At 67.8% G+C, this 15,823-nt stretch carries 15 protein-coding genes; 3 read left to right on the forward strand and 12 right to left on the reverse strand.

The annotated features are described in order from the left end of the window. Nucleotides 1–44: 44 nt before the first annotated feature. The 3 genes from ACNA0R_RS01095 to ACNA0R_RS01105 all read left to right on the forward strand — a co-directional run bounded on the left by ACNA0R_RS01095 (nt 45) and on the right by ACNA0R_RS01105 (nt 3,685). Nucleotides 45–533, forward strand: coding sequence for a GAF domain-containing protein (locus ACNA0R_RS01095; protein WP_415824032.1), 489 nt, complete (start codon nt 45–47; stop codon nt 531–533). Between the two features lie 288 nt (nt 534–821). Continuing rightward, nucleotides 822–1,787 (forward strand): 4-hydroxy-tetrahydrodipicolinate synthase, encoded by a 966-nt coding sequence (gene dapA / locus ACNA0R_RS01100; RefSeq protein ID WP_415824033.1) that lies wholly within the window; start codon nt 822–824, stop codon nt 1,785–1,787. A 224-nt stretch (nt 1,788–2,011) separates the two neighbouring features. Continuing rightward, nucleotides 2,012–3,685 (forward strand): GMC family oxidoreductase, encoded by a 1,674-nt coding sequence (locus ACNA0R_RS01105; RefSeq protein WP_415824450.1) that lies wholly within the window; start codon nt 2,012–2,014, stop codon nt 3,683–3,685. A gap of 22 nt (nt 3,686–3,707) precedes the next feature. Here ACNA0R_RS01105 and ACNA0R_RS01110 read toward each other — a convergent pair whose 3' ends face one another. The 12 genes from ACNA0R_RS01110 to ACNA0R_RS01165 form a co-directional block, all read right to left on the reverse strand. Then, nucleotides 3,708–5,048 carry an IPT/TIG domain-containing protein gene (locus ACNA0R_RS01110; protein ID WP_415824034.1) on the reverse strand — a complete coding sequence of 447 codons (1,341 nt, stop codon included), beginning with the start codon at nt 5,046–5,048 and terminating at the stop codon, nt 3,708–3,710. A 177-nt stretch (nt 5,049–5,225) separates the two neighbouring features. Beyond that, nucleotides 5,226–5,951, reverse strand: a complete 726-nt coding sequence (locus ACNA0R_RS01115; protein WP_415824035.1) for a TetR/AcrR family transcriptional regulator — start codon at nt 5,949–5,951, stop codon at nt 5,226–5,228. Between the two features lie 40 nt (nt 5,952–5,991). Continuing rightward, nucleotides 5,992–7,212 (reverse strand): FAD-dependent monooxygenase, encoded by a 1,221-nt coding sequence (locus ACNA0R_RS01120; protein WP_415824036.1) that lies wholly within the window; start codon nt 7,210–7,212, stop codon nt 5,992–5,994. Nucleotides 7,213–7,278: 66 nt separating this feature from the next. Further along, nucleotides 7,279–7,899 carry an N-carbamoylsarcosine amidohydrolase gene (locus ACNA0R_RS01125; protein WP_415824037.1) on the reverse strand — a complete coding sequence of 207 codons (621 nt, stop codon included), beginning with the start codon at nt 7,897–7,899 and terminating at the stop codon, nt 7,279–7,281. 57 nt (nt 7,900–7,956) lie between these two features. Further along, nucleotides 7,957–9,003 carry a M29 family metallopeptidase gene (locus ACNA0R_RS01130; RefSeq protein WP_415824038.1) on the reverse strand — a complete coding sequence of 349 codons (1,047 nt, stop codon included), beginning with the start codon at nt 9,001–9,003 and terminating at the stop codon, nt 7,957–7,959. Nucleotides 9,004–9,023: 20 nt separating this feature from the next. Then, nucleotides 9,024–9,890, reverse strand: a complete 867-nt coding sequence (locus tag ACNA0R_RS01135; RefSeq protein WP_415824039.1) for an alpha/beta fold hydrolase — start codon at nt 9,888–9,890, stop codon at nt 9,024–9,026. Nucleotide 9,891: 1 nt separating this feature from the next. After that, on the reverse strand, nt 9,892–10,644 hold the full coding sequence (locus ACNA0R_RS01140) for a maleate cis-trans isomerase family protein (RefSeq protein ID WP_415824040.1): 753 nt from the start codon (nt 10,642–10,644) through the stop codon (nt 9,892–9,894). Between the two features lie 51 nt (nt 10,645–10,695). Next, nucleotides 10,696–11,415 carry an ABC transporter ATP-binding protein gene (locus tag ACNA0R_RS01145; RefSeq protein WP_415824451.1) on the reverse strand — a complete coding sequence of 240 codons (720 nt, stop codon included), beginning with the start codon at nt 11,413–11,415 and terminating at the stop codon, nt 10,696–10,698. Between the two features lie 56 nt (nt 11,416–11,471). Further along, on the reverse strand, nt 11,472–12,230 hold the full coding sequence (locus ACNA0R_RS01150; RefSeq protein ID WP_415824041.1) for an ABC transporter ATP-binding protein: 759 nt from the start codon (nt 12,228–12,230) through the stop codon (nt 11,472–11,474). Beyond that, the gene (locus ACNA0R_RS01155; protein ID WP_415824042.1) at nt 12,223–13,200 is read right to left on the reverse strand and encodes a branched-chain amino acid ABC transporter permease; all 978 of its coding nucleotides are present in this window, start codon (nt 13,198–13,200) and stop codon (nt 12,223–12,225) included. The genes ACNA0R_RS01150 and ACNA0R_RS01155 overlap by 8 nt, the downstream gene beginning before the upstream one ends. Further along, nucleotides 13,197–14,072 carry a branched-chain amino acid ABC transporter permease gene (locus ACNA0R_RS01160; RefSeq protein ID WP_415824043.1) on the reverse strand — a complete coding sequence of 292 codons (876 nt, stop codon included), beginning with the start codon at nt 14,070–14,072 and terminating at the stop codon, nt 13,197–13,199. Before ACNA0R_RS01160 ends, ACNA0R_RS01155 begins: the two co-directional genes overlap by 4 nt. 136 nt (nt 14,073–14,208) lie before the next feature. After that, nucleotides 14,209–15,342: an ABC transporter substrate-binding protein gene (locus ACNA0R_RS01165; protein WP_415824044.1), complete on the reverse strand. Its 1,134-nt coding sequence runs from the start codon at nt 15,340–15,342 to the stop codon at nt 14,209–14,211. Nucleotides 15,343–15,823 lie beyond the last annotated feature (481 nt).

Raw genomic sequence — 15,823 nt, forward strand, 5'->3', positions numbered from 1 at the left:
GTTTCCCGGGGGCGATGCGAACCGGGGATCCCGGAGCCACCGACATGTTCACCGCCGCACCTTCCACCGCCGCCAGCAAATCCGAACGCTATGCCGAACTGACCGGGCAGGCGCGCGGGCTGTTGGCCGGCGAGCGCGACCGCATCGCCAACGCCGCCAATTTTTCCGCGCTGGTGTACCAGTCGTTGCCGGAGCTGAACTGGGCCGGCTTCTATTTCTACGACGGCACCGAGCTGGTAGTGGGCCCCTTCCAGGGCAAGCCCGCCTGCGTGCGCATCGCGCTGGACCGCGGCGTCTGCGGGGCGGCCGCCAGCCAGCGGCGCACCCAGGTCGTGCCCGACGTGCATGCCTTTCCCGGCCATATTGCCTGCGACGCGGCTTCGCGGTCGGAGATCGTCGTGCCGCTGATGCGCGACGGTCAGCTGATCGGCGTGTTCGACGTCGACAGCCCCGTGCCCGGCCGCTTCGACGACGAGGACCGCGCCGGCATGGAGGCGCTGTGCCAGGTATTCCTGGATAGCCTGGCAAAGTAGGGCGATGCCCGGGCCGGCCGTGCGCGCCGGCGCGGCGCCGGGTATGATGCCGCCCATGGCCACGCGCACGCTCCTTACCCCGCACATCGCTGCCCATGCCCCCGGCATGGCGCCAGCCCGCGCGCGCGTCGCCAAAGCCAAAAAACAGCCGCTCATCTGACCGGAGCAGCTGTTCCGTCAGAAGAGCGACGGAACAGCGGCAGGGCGGGGCCTTCTTCACTCCATACCGATCCATACGCGTCCGGCGCGCTTCCAGCGGACCGCCGACGGTCGTCTATTGGAGTCGATATGGAAATGCCCGCCCTCGCTACTGAACACGCGCCCACGTTCGCGCCCGCGTCCGCGTCCGAACCGGCGCCGTCTCCCGCGGCCACCCGCGCGTCCGCGTTCCGCGGCATCTGGATCCCGCTGATCACGCCCTTCCGCCACGGCGAAGTCGACCGGGCCGCGCTGCGCCGCCTGGTGCGCCATTACCGCGCATCCGGCGTGCACGGCCTGGTGGCCGGCGGCAGTACCGGCGAGGCCGCCGCGCTGGACGCGCGCGAACAGCTGCTGGTGCTGGATACCATCCTGGAAGAAGCCGCCGGCCTCCCCGTGGCCATGGGCCTGTCGGGCAACCATCTGCGCCATGCCATCGCCCGCATCCGGGCGTTTTCCGAACGGCCGCTGGCAGGCGTGCTGGCATCCGCGCCCGCCTACGTCAGGCCGGCGCAGGACGGCCTGCGGCTGTGGTTCGAGACGCTGGCCGACGCCTCGCGCGCGCCCCTGGTGCTGTACGACATCCCCTACCGCACCGGCGCGACGCTGGAAACCGCCACGCTGCTGGCGCTCGCCGCGCATCCCAATATCGTCGCCATCAAGGACTGCGGCGGCTCCCTGGACAAGACCATCGCCTTGATCGCCGACGGGCGGCTGGCCGTGATGGCGGGCGAAGACCTGCAGGCGCTGACCACCCTGAGCCTGGGCGGCGCGGGCGCCATCATCGCGTCGGCCCACGTACGGCCGGATATCCACGTCGCGATGTTCGAGGCCGCCGCCGCGGGCCGGTGGGCCGAGGCGCGCGGGATCTTCCACGCCCTCGCGCCCTTGATCCGGCTGCTGTACGCGCATCCCAACCCCGGGCCGGTCAAGGCGGTGCTGGCGGCCCTGCATGGATGCGAGGATACGCCGCGTGCCCCCATGACCGCGCCCGACGGCGAACTGCGCGCGGCGCTCGCGGCGGCCGTCGCGGCCTTGCCCTCGGCAGGCAAGTGATCTAAAACGCCAGGGTTCGCCCCGGATCCGTCGATATGACGGCGGGGCGGTAAACGACAAAGCGTCCTGGCCGCGAGCGATGCGCGCGCGGGCCCTGGCGGATAAGACATATGGAGACAGCCATGGCGATGGCGACGGGCGAAGGCGTGTCAGAACAGGCGATCGCGCGCACGGGCGATACGGCCCGTACGGGCAGCACCGGCGGTGCCGCCGATCACAGCGCGATGGCCGGCGCCATGGACGGCATGGATTTCGACTACATCATCGTCGGCGCGGGTTCGGCGGGCTGCCTGCTGGCCAACCGCCTGTCCGCCGATCCGCAAACGCGGGTGCTGCTGCTGGAAGCGGGCGGTCCGGACAACTGGCACTGGATCCATATCCCCGTGGGCTATCTGTATTGCATCGGCAACCCGCGCACCGACTGGTGCTATCGCACCCAGCCCGACCCCGGCCTGAACGGCCGCGACCTGGGCTATCCGCGCGGCCGCGTGCTGGGCGGCAGTTCGTCCATCAACGGCATGATCTACATGCGCGGCCAGCGGCAGGACTACGACGGCTGGGCCGCGGCCGGCAATCCGGGCTGGAGCTGGGACGACGTGCTGCCGGTCTTCAGGCAGACCGAGGACTATCACGGCGACGGCGGCCCGTATCACGGCAAGGGCGGCGAATGGCGCGTGGAGCGCCAGCGCCTGTCCTGGGACCTGCTCGACGCCTTTCGCAAGGCCGCGGCGCAGGCGGGTATTCCGTCCATCGACGACTTCAATCGCGGCGACAACGAGGGCTGCGATTACTTCGACGTCAACCAGCGGCGCGGCGTGCGCTGGAATGCGTCCAGCGCCTTCCTCAAGCCGATATTGAAACGCCCCAATCTGCGCATCGTCACCGGCGCGCGCGTCACCCGGCTCGCCTTCGAGAGCCGGCGCGCGGTCGGCGTGCGCTTTCGCGGCGCCTCGGGCGGCGAACAGCTGGCGCGCGCCCGCGCCGAGGTCGTCCTGTCCGCCGGCGCCATCGGTTCGGCGCAGTTGCTGCAGGTTTCCGGCATCGGGCCCGGCGCGTGGCTGCAATCGCATGGCGTGCCGGTGCTGCACGACCTGCCGGGCGTGGGCGGCAATCTGCAGGATCATCTGCAACTGCGCCTGATCTACAAGGTGACCGGCGCGAAAACGCTGAACGCCATCGCCGGCACCTTGTGGGGCAAGGGCATGATGGGCTTGCAGTACCTGTTCATGAAACGCGGCCCGCTGACCATGGCGCCTTCGCAGCTGGGCGCTTTCGCGCGCTCCGGCCCCGAGCATGCGCGCGCCAACGTCCAGTACCACGTACAGCCGCTATCGCTGGAAAAATTCGGCGAGCCGCTGCATGCCTTCCCCGCCTTCACCGCGTCGGTGTGCAATCTGCGGCCGACCAGCCGCGGCCACGTGCGCATCGTCACGCCGGACGCCGCGGATCATCCCGACATCCTGTGCAACTACCTGTCGACCGAAGAAGACCGCCGCGTGGCGGTGCAAAGCGTGCGCCTGACCCGCCGCATCGTCGCGCAACCGGCGCTGGCCGGCTACCAGCCGGAGGAATACCGGCCAGGCGCGCAGCTGGAAAGCGACGAAGATCTGGCGCGCGCCGCCGGCGACATCGGCACCACCATCTTCCACCCCGTCGGCACCTGCAAAATGGGCGTCGACGAACACGCCGTGGTGGATGCGCGGCTGCGCGTGCATGGCATCGAAGGGCTGCGGGTGATCGACGCGTCCATCATGCCCACCATCACGTCGGGCAATACCAATTCGCCGACCATCATGATCGCCGAAAAGGGCGCGCGCATGATATTGGAAGACCGGCGCGCCGCGAGCGGCGCTGCACGCGTGGCAACGCCAGAAGCGTTGTCGATGGCAACGGCATAGCGGCGGTCCCGCGGCGCATGGCTCATGGCGCGGGACTGGTGACATAGGTGAAGGCTCGCGGCATGGTGGCATTGCCGCCAAGATTCACGAGCGTCACATCCACCACGCCCACCGGGTGGGGCGGCGCCGTGACGATGAATGCCGAATCCGACACGAACATCAGCCCCGTGCCCTCATAGGCGGGACCGCCGAAGTAGACGGCCGTGGTGCCAGCCAGGTTGGCGCCGCTGATGCGAACCTGGCCGCCGCTGGTGGTTCCGCTGGATGGCGATATGCCTTGCGGCGTCGCCGGGTCCAGGTCGGCAACGGCGACATCGTCGGGGTCGCTGTTGAATTGGCCGACGATGCCGACGTAGAGGTGTCGCCCGTCCGGACTGGTCGCAAGCGTCGATTGTCCCGTTGACCATGACCGCAACCATCCTCCATTGGGGAGCCCCGGTATCGTGCCCTTGGCCGTGCGGGTCGCCGTATCGATAACCAGGGTGCCCATATTGGCGCAGCGCGAATTATCGAACTCCGCGAAGGCCGTCTTTCCGTCCGGTGCGAAGGCAATCGAATAGACCCCGATGTCGCCGAGTTTGCACCCCCACCAGGCATCCACGGGGATACTGCCGATGGCGCGGTCGTGCGTCGCATCGACCACGGCGATGGACATGCGGGAGTCGCCGTTGATGCCCCCTATGTAAGCCGTCGCGCCGTCGTCGGAGAAGGCGAGCACCTGGGGGGAAAAGCCGCTGATGGTTGTCTGCAGGCCGGCCACCGACCCGGTGACCGTATTGCCGATGGTGTCGATGATGTCGACCTTGCCGCGGGTCACGACGTAGGCCTTGTCCTGCGTGGGCGAAGTGGCGATAAACACGCCGGTCACCGGAATGGCGCCGTGCTGCTTCCGGCTGGCGACGTCGATTACGGTAACGCCCGGGTCCTCGGCGAAAACCCTGGAGGTCGTGTACGCCGTCTTGCCGTCGCGCGAGAAGGCGACGCTCGTGAAATAGCTGTTGTCGTAATCCGGCGGCGTATCGAACGTCACCGGCCCGATCACCGCGTCCTTGCCGGTATCGATGATATAGACCTGGCTCTTCGGATAATCGAGCGCCGCCGCGATGCGGCCGTCGTGCGATACGCCGATAAAGCCCGGCAAATAGTCGGGGTAGCCGCTCACATAGCCGGTTACAGTTTTTGTTTGGGTATCCACGATGGCGATCTGCTGCCCGGAGGCCGCGGACTGGCTGCTTACGTAGGCCTTGCGGGTGCCCGGCACCCGCGCGATCGAGGTGGGGGTGGCCGAATAATTCTGTACGGTGCCAACCTGCGTGCTCGCATGAGCCGTGGATGCCGCCACCGCCAGCCAGCATGCCGTCATCAGGCGGGCCGCCGCCCGTCGCCGACCGAACGGCGCCACGCACCGCCTTGATGATGTCCCGTATGCCATGCCGGCTCCCGTCGCTTTGCCGTGGACGCGCATGTCCACGCAAGGGATTGTGGGATCCAGGCATGGCGCCGGCAAGACAGGCGCTCGCGGAAATTACGCCCCGGGCCGCTATTTGGCCGCCGGCGCTCCCAGCCCGCCCACCACGAAGGCGGTGATCTGGTCCATCACTTCCTGGGCGTCGTCCGGGTTGCAGACGCCGCCGGCCAGCTCCTCCAGCCGGTGCGTATCCGAGAACGCATACATATACGCGCCCACCATCAGCGTGACGCGCCAGTAGACGTCCTTGGCATCCAGGTCGGGACGCGCGGCGCTGATCGCGTCGACATAGGCGCGGGTGGAAGCGTCATAGGCCTCGTTGCGCAGCTTGTACGAAATCTCGGGCGGCTCGGTGTGCAGGCGCGCCTGCAGGCGGATGAAGGCGCGGCCCTTGGCGGTGCGCCGCAAGTCCAGCGTCGGTTCCAGAAAGGCCCGTACGATGTCGCGCAGGGCCGGCGGACGTTTGCCGCCCAGCAGGGCCTGCAGGCGCTCCATCCGCTCGTCGGAGATCTTGCGGCCCCGGCGCAGGAACACCGCCTCGTACAGGCCATGCTTGGAGCCGAAGTAATAGCTGATCAAGGCCTGCGTCACCTTGGCCTTATCGGCTACGTCGCGCAGCGTGGTGCCGGCGTAGCCCAGGTCGGCGAAGCGGTTTTCCGCCGCGTCCAGGATTTTTTCCCGCAGGTTGCCGTTGGTGCCCTCGGGGCGGCCCGGACGTCCGTGCGCGGATGCGCCGGCGGCCTTGGGAGTGGCGGCGCGTGCTCGCGCGCCGCCCGCGGGTTTGCCTACCTCTCGCATGTTGCCCTTCGGGTGGATTTTTCGGGCGAATTGTCCCACATCATGCCGCGCGGCGTTGCGGTTCCGGCGCGGCATTGAAGGCCGTGGCGTCGTATTCGTAGACCCAGTTGGCGCGTATGCCGCCGGCATGCGGGTTGAACAGTCCGCGCCACCAATAGCCCACGTCGCGCTTGATCTGTTCCCAGCGCGTGGGCAGGTGATAGGTACGGCCGCGTTCGCGCGACTCCAGCTGCACGCGGCTGGTGCGCGGCAGGCGTTCGGCTTCGTAGTTGCGCAGGGCGGCGGCGACGTCCGCGCCATGCAGGTCCAGCGCCGTGGCCAGCACCAGGCTGTCTTCGATGGCCATGGCCGCGCCTTGCGACAGAAAGGGCAGCATGGGATGCGCGGCGTCGCCCAGCAGGGTGATGCGGCCCTGGTGCCAGGTCGTCATCGGGTCGCGGTCGAACAGGCCCCACTTGAAGACCGTGTCCGCGCGTTCGAACAGCCGTATCAGGTTGCCATGCCAGCCCTGGAAGGCGCCCAGCAGTTCGGCGCGGCTGCTCGGCGCGTTCCAGGATTCCTCCACCCATTGCGAGGTCTCGTTGACCGCGACGATGTTGACGGCCTTGCCGCGGCTCACGTAATACGTCACGACGTGGCCATGCGGCCCCATCCAGAACGAAGAGTCGGGGCTGACGAAGGAAGGCATCTCATCGAAAGGCACGACGGCGCGATAGCACATATTGCCGGTGAAGCGCGGCGCTTCGTCGCCGAACAGGTCGCGCCGCACCACGGAACGCACGCCGTCGGCGCCGACGATCACGTCGGCCTCGTACTGGCTGCCGTCCTCGAAGGTCGCCACCGCCGTCGCGCCTTCGTTGCGCACCGATGCGCACGCCGCGGAAAGCGACACCGACGCTTCCGGTATGCGGCGCACCATGATCTGGTGCAGGTCCGCGCGGTGGACGTGATAGAACTCGGCGCCGTACAGGCGCGGGCATACACCGGCCAGCGGCATGCGGAACTGCTCGCGCGCGGTCTTCCAGTTGCGTCCGACCAGGGCCTGCGGCAGGAAGCCGATTTCGCGCAGATCGTCGCCCAGGCCCAGCGCTTTCAAGACCTTCACGGCATTGGGCGTCATCTGGATACCGGCTCCGACCTGGCCGAAGGCCGCCGTCCGCTCGAACAAACGGACTTCGATGCCGCGCAGCGCCAGCGCGTTCGCCAGCGCGGCTCCGCCGATGCCGCCGCCGATGACGCCGACGCGTAATTTCCTGCTCATGCTCTTCTCCTCGCGTCCCTGGTGGACGCTACGTTGCGGGTGCGGGCCGTTCCGGCGCGGGCCACGCTATCCAACTATTTCCAGCGCCTGGTCGCGCGTCATGACCGCCGCGTACTTCTGCCGCATGTCGAACAGATTCGCTTCGTGCGGCGCGATGGCGCGGTCGCCCACGCAGTCGCTGGCCACCACCGGCTTGAAGCCGTGCGACATGGCGTCGACCACGCTGGCGCGCACGCAGCCGCTGGTCGTGCAGCCCGCCACCAGCAGCGTGCGCACGCCATGTCGCGTCAGCCAGGGCGCCAGGTTGGTGCCGAAGAAGGCCGACGGCAGCGTCTTGCGCACGATCAGCTCGCCATGACGCGGCGCCAGCGCATCGACGATGGCACTGGCGGGGTCGTGTTCCTTCAGCGTCAGCATGCCGGGCACTTTCTGCGTGAAGACGTTGGCATCGCCGTCGTCGTCGGCGAAGACGATGCGCGTATGGGCCACCGGCCAGCGCGACGCACGGGCGTGGGCCAGCAAGGGCACGGTGGCGGCGATGGCCGCTTCGATGTTGCCGCCGCCGAAGCGCGCCGGATCGGCGAAGCCGTTGACGAAATCCACGATCAACAGCGCGGGCGGACCGCTCAGGTCCATGTCGGCGCCGAAGCCTTGCTGGCGGTAGACCGCCTCTTCCTGGTGTTTCATAAGGTTCCGCTATCCATAGGTTCTCCGTCCCCGCATGGCGGCGCCGGCCGGCGCCGCTCAGTGCCGGTCCTTGTTCTCCACCACCTTGCCGTCGCGCACCACGGCATCGCCGTCCAGGCGGACCGTGCAGCCGCGCAGCGGGATATCGATGTGGCAGGCCGTCGTGCGCGACCCGCCGGCCTCGTTGTTCGGTCCCAGCGAGAACAGGAAGTTGCCTTCATAGGCGCGCGCGTCCATGCCTATCGTCGCTTCGCGGTCGTACAGCGACAGCGTGGTCCAGTGCGCGCGCGGCTGCAGGCCCCAGCCGATGTGCGAAATCGCATAGGCTTCCGGATCGTCGAAGCCGCGCATATAGGCCTCCAGCAGCTCGGCGTCGACGCCGCCTTCGATGCGGGTCGCGTAGCCGTTCTCGACGGTCAGCGTAATGGGAGTGTTCACGTAGCACTTCTGCGGCAGCAGGATGTCGCCGCGATCGATCACGATGGTGCCGCTGGCGCCGCCCTCATTGGGCCAGGTCAACACGAAGCCGCTCGGCCAATGGTCCCAGCGGCCGGGTTCATCGACAAACCCGTATTCACTGATGGCGGGGAAATCGCCCAGCGGGCACCGCAGACTGGTGCCCGCCGGCGAAGTCACGCGCATCTCGCGCGCGGCCCGGATGCGCGCCGCGGCCGCCGTGACACGCGCCTTGTCCCGCGCGGTCGGCACCAGGCGCGCGAGCACTTCGGGCGGCTCCACGGCCAGCAGGATGCGTGTGCCGGATTGCAGGATCTCATGCTGCTCCGGGGAGAACAGCAGCGTCATCAGGTCCAGCACGTAATCGCTGGCCTTCAGCGCGGCGATGGCCGCCTTGTTGCCGGTCAGCGGCGTGGTGCCCAGATAGGCCAGCGCGTCGCGGCTCAGGGCTTTTTCACCGTTCACCGGCGGCAGGTCCAGCCGATTGACCACCGCCCCCATCGACTGGGTTGCGATCAATGCGGTGGCCAGGGTCTGCGGATGCGTGCTGGCGCTGGTCAGTATGGTCACCGACTGGCCGGCCCGCAGGCCGGAAAGCGCCAGCACCTGCGTCCAGGCGCGCACCATTTCGTAATCGCTGACGGGCATGGCTCGGTTCCTTGCGTAGGTCAGGGTTGCCGGACACCGGCGGGCAGGGCGGCGCCGAGGAAGTCGCCGAAGGCCGCGTAGAAGCCCGCTTCGTTGTCCCAGGGAATCATGTGGCCCGCGCCAGGCACGCGCTGGTGCAGGACCCCGGATTTGAGCGCCTGTATTTCCGCCACATCATCATCCCCGACCACGTCGCCGCGCTCGGCGGTGATCAGCAATAGCGGCAGGTCGAGTTCCGGCAGATGCCTGTGGATGTCTTCGGTATGGAACTCATCGAAGCTCTGGCGGATGGCCCGTTCGTCGCAGGTATGCAGCCATTCGGCGCGCAGGCGCAGCTGGTCCTCGGTCCAGGTAGGGCAGTAGCGCCGCATCTCCTCGACGCCCATGCCATGGCGGGCCTGCGCGATCGAATCCACGTACCACGGCAGCTGGGCCGGATAGGCGCGCCGTCCCGGACCGGACACCGGCGGGTCCACCGCGACGATGCGCGCCAGCCCGGCCGGGCGCCGGCTGGCCGCGCGGATGGCGATGCGGCCGCCCATCGAATGGCCGACATAGCTGTAGCGCGCCAGGCCCAAGGCCTGGGCGAAGGCGTTCACATCGTCCGCCTGCCCATCCAGCGAATAATCCAGGTCATCGCCTGCCTGCGACAGGCCGCGCCCGCGCACGTCCAGCACATAGGTGTCGAAAACCTGCCCGAAGCGTTCGCCGACGAAGCCCCAGGTCACGGCCGGGCTGGTAATACCGGGAATGATGATGACCGGGTCCGCGGCGCTGCCGCCCTGGGCCGCGCGCGCGCCGGCCGCCGGGCCGGGTCCATAGCGCAGGTAATGCTGGCGGATGCCGTTCGCATGCACGTGCGCGCCGTAGCGCAGGCTGCTTCGCATATCAGTATGCTCCCGACAACAGCGCGCCCGCGCCCGGCACGATGCGTTCCATATCCAGCGCCTTCAGCATCGCGTAGGTGGTGGCGATGGCCGCGGTGATCACCGGCTTGCCCGTCATGGCCTCCACCCGCGCCACCACCGGCAGCGACGGCATCTGCACGCAGGCCGACAGCACGATCGCGTCGGCGCGAGACAGGTCCATTCCCGCGACGATGCCGGGCAGCCGCGACGGATCGTGCTGTCCGACTTCCAGGTTGTCCGGGATTTCCAGCGCGCGGTGGTCGACCACCTCATAGCCTTCGTTGGCGATGTAATCGATGACCAGCCGGGTCAACGGCTTCATATAGGGCGCCACCACGGCAATGCGCCGCGCGCCGATGACGTCCAGCGCCTCGATCAGCGCGCCGGCGCTGGTGATCACGGGAGCGTCGGCGCCATTCGCGGCGGTATGCGATTTCAGCCGGCTCTCCGACTGCCGGTGGTATCCCGGGCCCATCGCCATGATGGCGACCAGGCAGGCATAGCCCAGCACGTCCACGCGGGCGTCGCTGAGCTCCACGGCGCAGCGGTCCGATTCCGCGTCCATGGCCGCCAGTTCTTCCTTGACGACTTTCTTCATCCGCATGCGACTGGAGTGGAAGGTGAAGCGCTCCGGCCGGATCTGCTGGCGCGCCATCAGCATGGCGGGAATCTCGGTCTCCATCGTCGTGTTCGAGCTGGGCACGATCTGGCCGATCCGGAAAGTCTTCTGCATGGCGATTCCATCCATTGTTGTGGTCCTCCTGGTTTCCATCCCGGTCACGCCTCAGGCGCCCAGATAGGCATTCAGCAGTTCCTGGTCGTTCAACAGCGCGCCCGCTTCTCTTTCCGCCACGATGCGCCCGGTCTCGACGACATAGGCGCGCGAGGCCACGGCCAGCGCGTTGTGCACGTTCTGTTCGACCAGCAGCACCGTGACGCCCTGCGCGCTGATCTCCCTGACCACCTGGAATACCTCCAGGGCCATCTTGGGGCTCAGGCCCAGGCTGGGCTCGTCCAGCATCAGCAGGCGCGGCGCCGACATCAGGGCGCGGGCGATGGCCAGCATCTGCTGCTCGCCGCCGCTCAGGGTGCCGGCCAGCTGCCGCTGCCGTTCGCGCAGCCGCGGAAAGCGGCTGAAGGCGAGCGCCATGCGGCGCTGCGCTTCCGCACGCGAGCGGCACAGATAGGCGCCCAGCTCCAGGTTCTCCTGCACGGTCATTTCGGCCCAGACGTGGCGCTCTTCCGGGCAATGCGCCAGGCCCAGGGCCAGGATGTCCTGTGCCGGCATGCCGCCGATGGCGCGGCCCTGCCAGCGGATTTCGCCGGACATCGGCGCGATCAGGCCGGAGATCACGCGCAGCAGCGTGGATTTGCCGGCGCCGTTGGCGCCGATCAGCGCGACCACCTCGCCGCGCATGATCTCCAGCGACACGCCATGCAATGCCTTGAGCTTGCCGTAGCCGGCATGCACGTTCGCCAGCGTCAGGAGCGCGTCGCGGTTCATGGGCGTTTCCTCCTGTCCCTGCATGGTCCGCGCCCTGGCGGTTTCCTGGACGGCGCTCATGCGGCCTTCCCGATATAGGCTTCCAGCACCGCCGGATTGCTCTGGATCTCTTGCGGCGTGCCGGCCGCCAGCTTCTGGCCGAAGTTCATCACCACCACGTGGTCGGAAACCTGCATGACCAGATTCATGTTGTGCTCCACCAGCAATATGGCTTCCACCCAGGTCCCGGGCAGCGTCTTCAACAGGCGCGCCAGGACGATGGCTTCGTGGCTGTTCAGGCCGGCGGCCGGCTCGTCCAGCATCAGCAGGCGCGGCCGCGCGCCCAGCGCGACGCCGACTTCCAGCAGCCGCAGTTCGCCGCAGGACAAGGCATGCGCCGGCGCGTCGCAGCGCGCCTGCAACCCCATCAGCGCCGCGATGTGCTCGGCGCGCTCGGCGATCTCGCGTTCCGCCGCGTGCTGCGCGGCGCCGGGCAGGAAAGTGCGCCACAGCGGCGCCCGCGCGTGCAGATACTGCGCGGCCTTCAGGTTGTCGCGCACGCTCAGGTTCTTCAGCACATTGGTTTTCTGGAAGGTCCGCACCACGCCCATGCGCGCCATTTCGTGCGGCCGCGCGCCCGTAACGTCGCGGCCCTGGAAGCGCACGCGTCCGGCGCTGGGCGCGTAGAAGCCCGTCACGAGATTGAAGCAGGTGGTCTTGCCCGCTCCGTTGGGACCGATCAGGCTGACGATCCGCCCCGCGTCCACGCGGAAATCGATGTCGCGCACGGCGTGGATGCCGCCGAACGATTTGCTCAGGCCCTGGACTTCAAGCATGGCGTTTCTCCGTCTGGGCCGCTTCCGGCGACGCACGGCGCGGCGTCAGGCGGCGCGCATAACCCATGAAGCCGTTCGGCGAAAACAGCACGACCGCCATGACGATCAGGCCGAACAGCGAAAGCCGCAGCTCCTTGAACTCGCGCAGGTACTCTTCCAGCAGCGTGACCGCCACCGCGCCGATGACAGGTCCGCTGAGCGTGCCCTTGCCGCCCAACAGCACCATGATGATCATCGAGATGGTGAAGGGAAAGCCGAAGACCTCCGGTCCCACGTAGGAGATGTAGGCCGCGTAATAGCCACCCGCCAGTCCCGCCAGGAAAGCGGCGACGGTGAAGACGAACAGCGCATAGCGCACCGGGTCGATGCCGATGGACAGCGCCACATAGCGGTTCTCGCGCAACGTCACCGCCGCGCGTCCGGCGTTCGAATGCACCAGCCGGTAGGCGATGAACAAGGCCGCGGCGGCCAGCGCCACGCCCAGCACCGCATAGCCGCGCTTGCCGGACAGCCAGCCCGCCGCATCCAGGAAGGCCGGATGCGGCACGTTGGAAATGCCCATGGGCCCATTGGTCAGCCCGATCCAGTTGTTCGCCACCAGGCGCAGCACTTCGGCGAAGGCCAGCGTCACGATGACGAAGAACGGACCCTTCAGCCGCAGCGTCACGCCGCCGATCAGCAGGCCGGCCAGGGCGGCGACCACGCCGGCCAGCGGAATCAGCAGGCCGGGCGCGATGCCCAGGCGCGTCGACCCCAGCGCCAGCGTGTAGGCCCCGATGCCGAAGAAGGCGACATGGCCCAGCGGGAATTCGCCCACGTAGCCGACGATCAGGTTCAGGCTGCTGGCCAGCACCGTATAAAGCAGGATCAGGACGGCGATGTGCAGCAGATAGTCGTCGTTGATGCCCAGCGCGAAAGCCAGCATCAGCAGCACGAACGCCGCCAGGAAATTGCGTTCCGCGTTCATCATGCGCGCTCCGCCCGGGTGGGGAAAAGGCCGTAGGGCCTGAAGAACAGAATCAGGATGACCAGGGCGAAGCCCACCAGATCCACCGAACCGGTCGACAGATAGCCGCCCCACAGCGCCTCCGCCACGCCCAGGATCAGGCCGCCCACGATGGCGCCTGCGAAGCTGCCCATGCCGCCCAGGATGACCACCACGAAAGCCTTCAGGCTGACCAGCCCGCCTATGGTGGCCTGCGCCACATAGATGGAGCCCAGCAGCATGCCCGCCGTGCCCGCCAGCGCGGTGCCCATGGCGAAGGTGGCGGCATAGATGCGCGCCGTCGGGATGCCGGCCAGCCGCGCCGCCATCGGGTCCTGGAACGTGGCGCGCATCGCCTTGCCCAGGCGGGTATGGCGGATCAGCACATGCGCGGCGACGATCACCACGGCGCAGGCGGCCACGGCGAATACGCGCACCTGCGTCAGCACCACCGGCCCCAGGAATACCGGCGTGCCGGGCACCGGCGCCACCACCTTCTGCGGCGCGGTCCCGACCACCAGCAGGGCCGTGTTCGTCAGGAAGATCGACAGTCCGATCGTCAGCAGGATGCCCGGTTCCTCACCCTGGCCCCGCACCCGCTCGATCAGGAGGCGGTCGACGATCCAGCCGATGGCGCCCATGGCCAGGATGACCAGCGCCAGGCCGGCGAAAAAATTCAGGTTCAGGACGGTCGTCAAGCCCCAGCCCAGCAGGCCGCCCATCATGTAGAACTCGCCGTGGGCAAAGTTCACCAGGCGCATCAGGCCGAAGACCAGGGTCAGGCCCAGCGCGGACAAGGCGTAGAAGGTGCCGTTGACCAGCCCGTTGGCCAGGAATTGCAGCAATAGATCGAACACGGGTTTCCTCCGGGCGGCCAGTCTGGCGCCGCGCGCGACGCGGCGGCGCATGGCGCGCATTGCACGATGCCGCATTGATCGGCCGCGGGCGGCGCTGGGCTGCGCCGCGGCCGTACTGCTGTCGAAACCGGAAAGCTCAGGGCGTCTGCACGGTGGTCTTCGACACGATCTCCGGCGTCCCGCCCTTGAGCTGGACCAGCACCGCATCAAAGCCATAGGCCTGATGCTTGGCGTCGAAGCGGAATTCGCCGTTCGGCCCCTGGTAGTCGGTCTTCTCCATCGCGGCGCGTATCTTGTCCGGCTCCGCCGAACCGGCGCGCTCGATGGCGTCCATGATGATGTTCAGCGCGTTGTAGCCGGCGGCGGAATACTTGCCCGGCGCTTCTTTGTAGGCGGCCTGGTAGTCGGCGACGAATTTCTTGTTGGCCGGCGTGTCGATCGTGGCCGCGTAAGGCACGGCGGCGTGGATGCCTTCCGCCGCGTCGCCCGTCAGCTTGACGAAGTCCGCGGTCGCCCAACTGCCGACGCCGAAGACCTTGCTGGTCACGCCCAGCTCCTTCATCTGCTTGACGACGATGGAGCCGTCCTGCGTTTCCGCCGCGACGAAGATGCCGTCCGGCTTGGCGGCCCGCACGCGCGTCAGTAGCGTGTAGAAATCCGTGGTGCCGTGATCGAAGTACTCCTTCAGCACGGTCTTGCCGCCCATGGATTCGATCTGGCGCGAGAACTCGTCCACGCCGCCGCGGCCCCAGTCGTCGTTGACGCCGATGTACGCGATGGTCTTCAGCTTAAGGTTCCTGACCAGGATTTCCGCGAAGGCATGGGCCATCAGCGCGTCGGTTTCCGCCGAACGGAAGAACCATTTATTGCCGCGCTCCGTCAGGTCGGTCTTGGACGACACGCCGGACAGCAGCGGTACCTTGTACTTTTCCGCCACCGACATGATGGCGATCGTGGCCGAGCTGCAGAATGCCCCCGAGATCACCGGAACCTGATCCTTCTGGATCAGCTTTTCCGCCGCGTTGACGGACTTGGCCGGCTGGCACTGGCCGTCTTCGATGATCATTTCCACCTGCTTGCCCAGCACGCCGCCCTTGGCATTGCGCTGCGCCACCGCGAGCTTGGCGCCGTTGACGTCGGCGATCCCGTTGTACGCCACGGAGCCGGTCAAGGGCTGGATCACGCCGATCTTTACCGTGTCCGCCGCGTGCGCGGCGCTGCCCGCGATAAGCGCCGCCGTCGCGGCCATTCCCCATAAAGCCTTGTGCATGTAAGCCCTCCGTTCCGTTGCCGTACTTCACCCTTGCCGGCGGCCGCCGCCGGCGCGAATGCGGCCGGAACGGCGGTTCGAGAATCTTGCTGAAGACACGCGCCGCATCGCGCTCGCGCCGCTAAATATTAAATGATTGATTAATAAATTCGGAAGCGGAAATCCGGCTTGCGACGGCGGGGTTTTCCCGGGGGTGCGCGACTCCGGTGAACGTGGCTTGGCCGCGACGCGCCGGCGCGCGCAGGCCATCCACCCGCTTCGCTTAGGCCGGACGAATGTGCCCTGGCCTTTGCCCTAGACCGTTTGCCCTGACCGCGGGCTTAACCGTCCTTCGGTGCCGACGTTTTTCATAGTGGCGCCGCGCGCGGCCTTCATCCGTCCCTACACCCGGCGCCCTGCGCGGCGCGCTCAGCCGCCTTCACGACGCCTGTACGCCGTAGACCGAATCGTCAATTGGTTACGAGACGATTCGACCGAATCA

This window comes from Bordetella sputigena (assembly GCF_965137885.1).
Lineage (GTDB): Bacteria > Pseudomonadota > Gammaproteobacteria > Burkholderiales > Burkholderiaceae_B > Bordetella_C > Bordetella_C sputigena.

What these genes read in the sequence shown, in the direction of transcription:
- ACNA0R_RS01095 (WP_415824032.1), top strand. Translation starts at nt 45, where the DNA reads ATGTTCACCGCCGCACCTTCCACCGCCGCCAGCAAATCCGAACGCTAT.
- dapA (WP_415824033.1), top strand. Translation starts at nt 822, where the DNA reads ATGGAAATGCCCGCCCTCGCTACTGAACACGCGCCCACGTTCGCGCCC.
- ACNA0R_RS01105 (WP_415824450.1), top strand. Translation starts at nt 2,012, where the DNA reads ATGGCCGGCGCCATGGACGGCATGGATTTCGACTACATCATCGTCGGC.
- ACNA0R_RS01110 (WP_415824034.1), bottom strand. Translation starts at nt 5,048, where the DNA reads ATGACGGCATGCTGGCTGGCGGTGGCGGCATCCACGGCTCATGCGAGC.
- ACNA0R_RS01115 (WP_415824035.1), bottom strand. Translation starts at nt 5,951, where the DNA reads ATGCGAGAGGTAGGCAAACCCGCGGGCGGCGCGCGAGCACGCGCCGCC.
- ACNA0R_RS01120 (WP_415824036.1), bottom strand. Translation starts at nt 7,212, where the DNA reads ATGAGCAGGAAATTACGCGTCGGCGTCATCGGCGGCGGCATCGGCGGA.
- ACNA0R_RS01125 (WP_415824037.1), bottom strand. Translation starts at nt 7,899, where the DNA reads ATGAAACACCAGGAAGAGGCGGTCTACCGCCAGCAAGGCTTCGGCGCC.
- ACNA0R_RS01130 (WP_415824038.1), bottom strand. Translation starts at nt 9,003, where the DNA reads ATGCCCGTCAGCGATTACGAAATGGTGCGCGCCTGGACGCAGGTGCTG.
- ACNA0R_RS01135 (WP_415824039.1), bottom strand. Translation starts at nt 9,890, where the DNA reads ATGCGAAGCAGCCTGCGCTACGGCGCGCACGTGCATGCGAACGGCATC.
- ACNA0R_RS01140 (WP_415824040.1), bottom strand. Translation starts at nt 10,644, where the DNA reads ATGCAGAAGACTTTCCGGATCGGCCAGATCGTGCCCAGCTCGAACACG.
- ACNA0R_RS01145 (WP_415824451.1), bottom strand. Translation starts at nt 11,415, where the DNA reads ATGAACCGCGACGCGCTCCTGACGCTGGCGAACGTGCATGCCGGCTAC.
- ACNA0R_RS01150 (WP_415824041.1), bottom strand. Translation starts at nt 12,230, where the DNA reads ATGCTTGAAGTCCAGGGCCTGAGCAAATCGTTCGGCGGCATCCACGCC.
- ACNA0R_RS01155 (WP_415824042.1), bottom strand. Translation starts at nt 13,200, where the DNA reads ATGATGAACGCGGAACGCAATTTCCTGGCGGCGTTCGTGCTGCTGATG.
- ACNA0R_RS01165 (WP_415824044.1), bottom strand. Translation starts at nt 15,342, where the DNA reads ATGCACAAGGCTTTATGGGGAATGGCCGCGACGGCGGCGCTTATCGCG.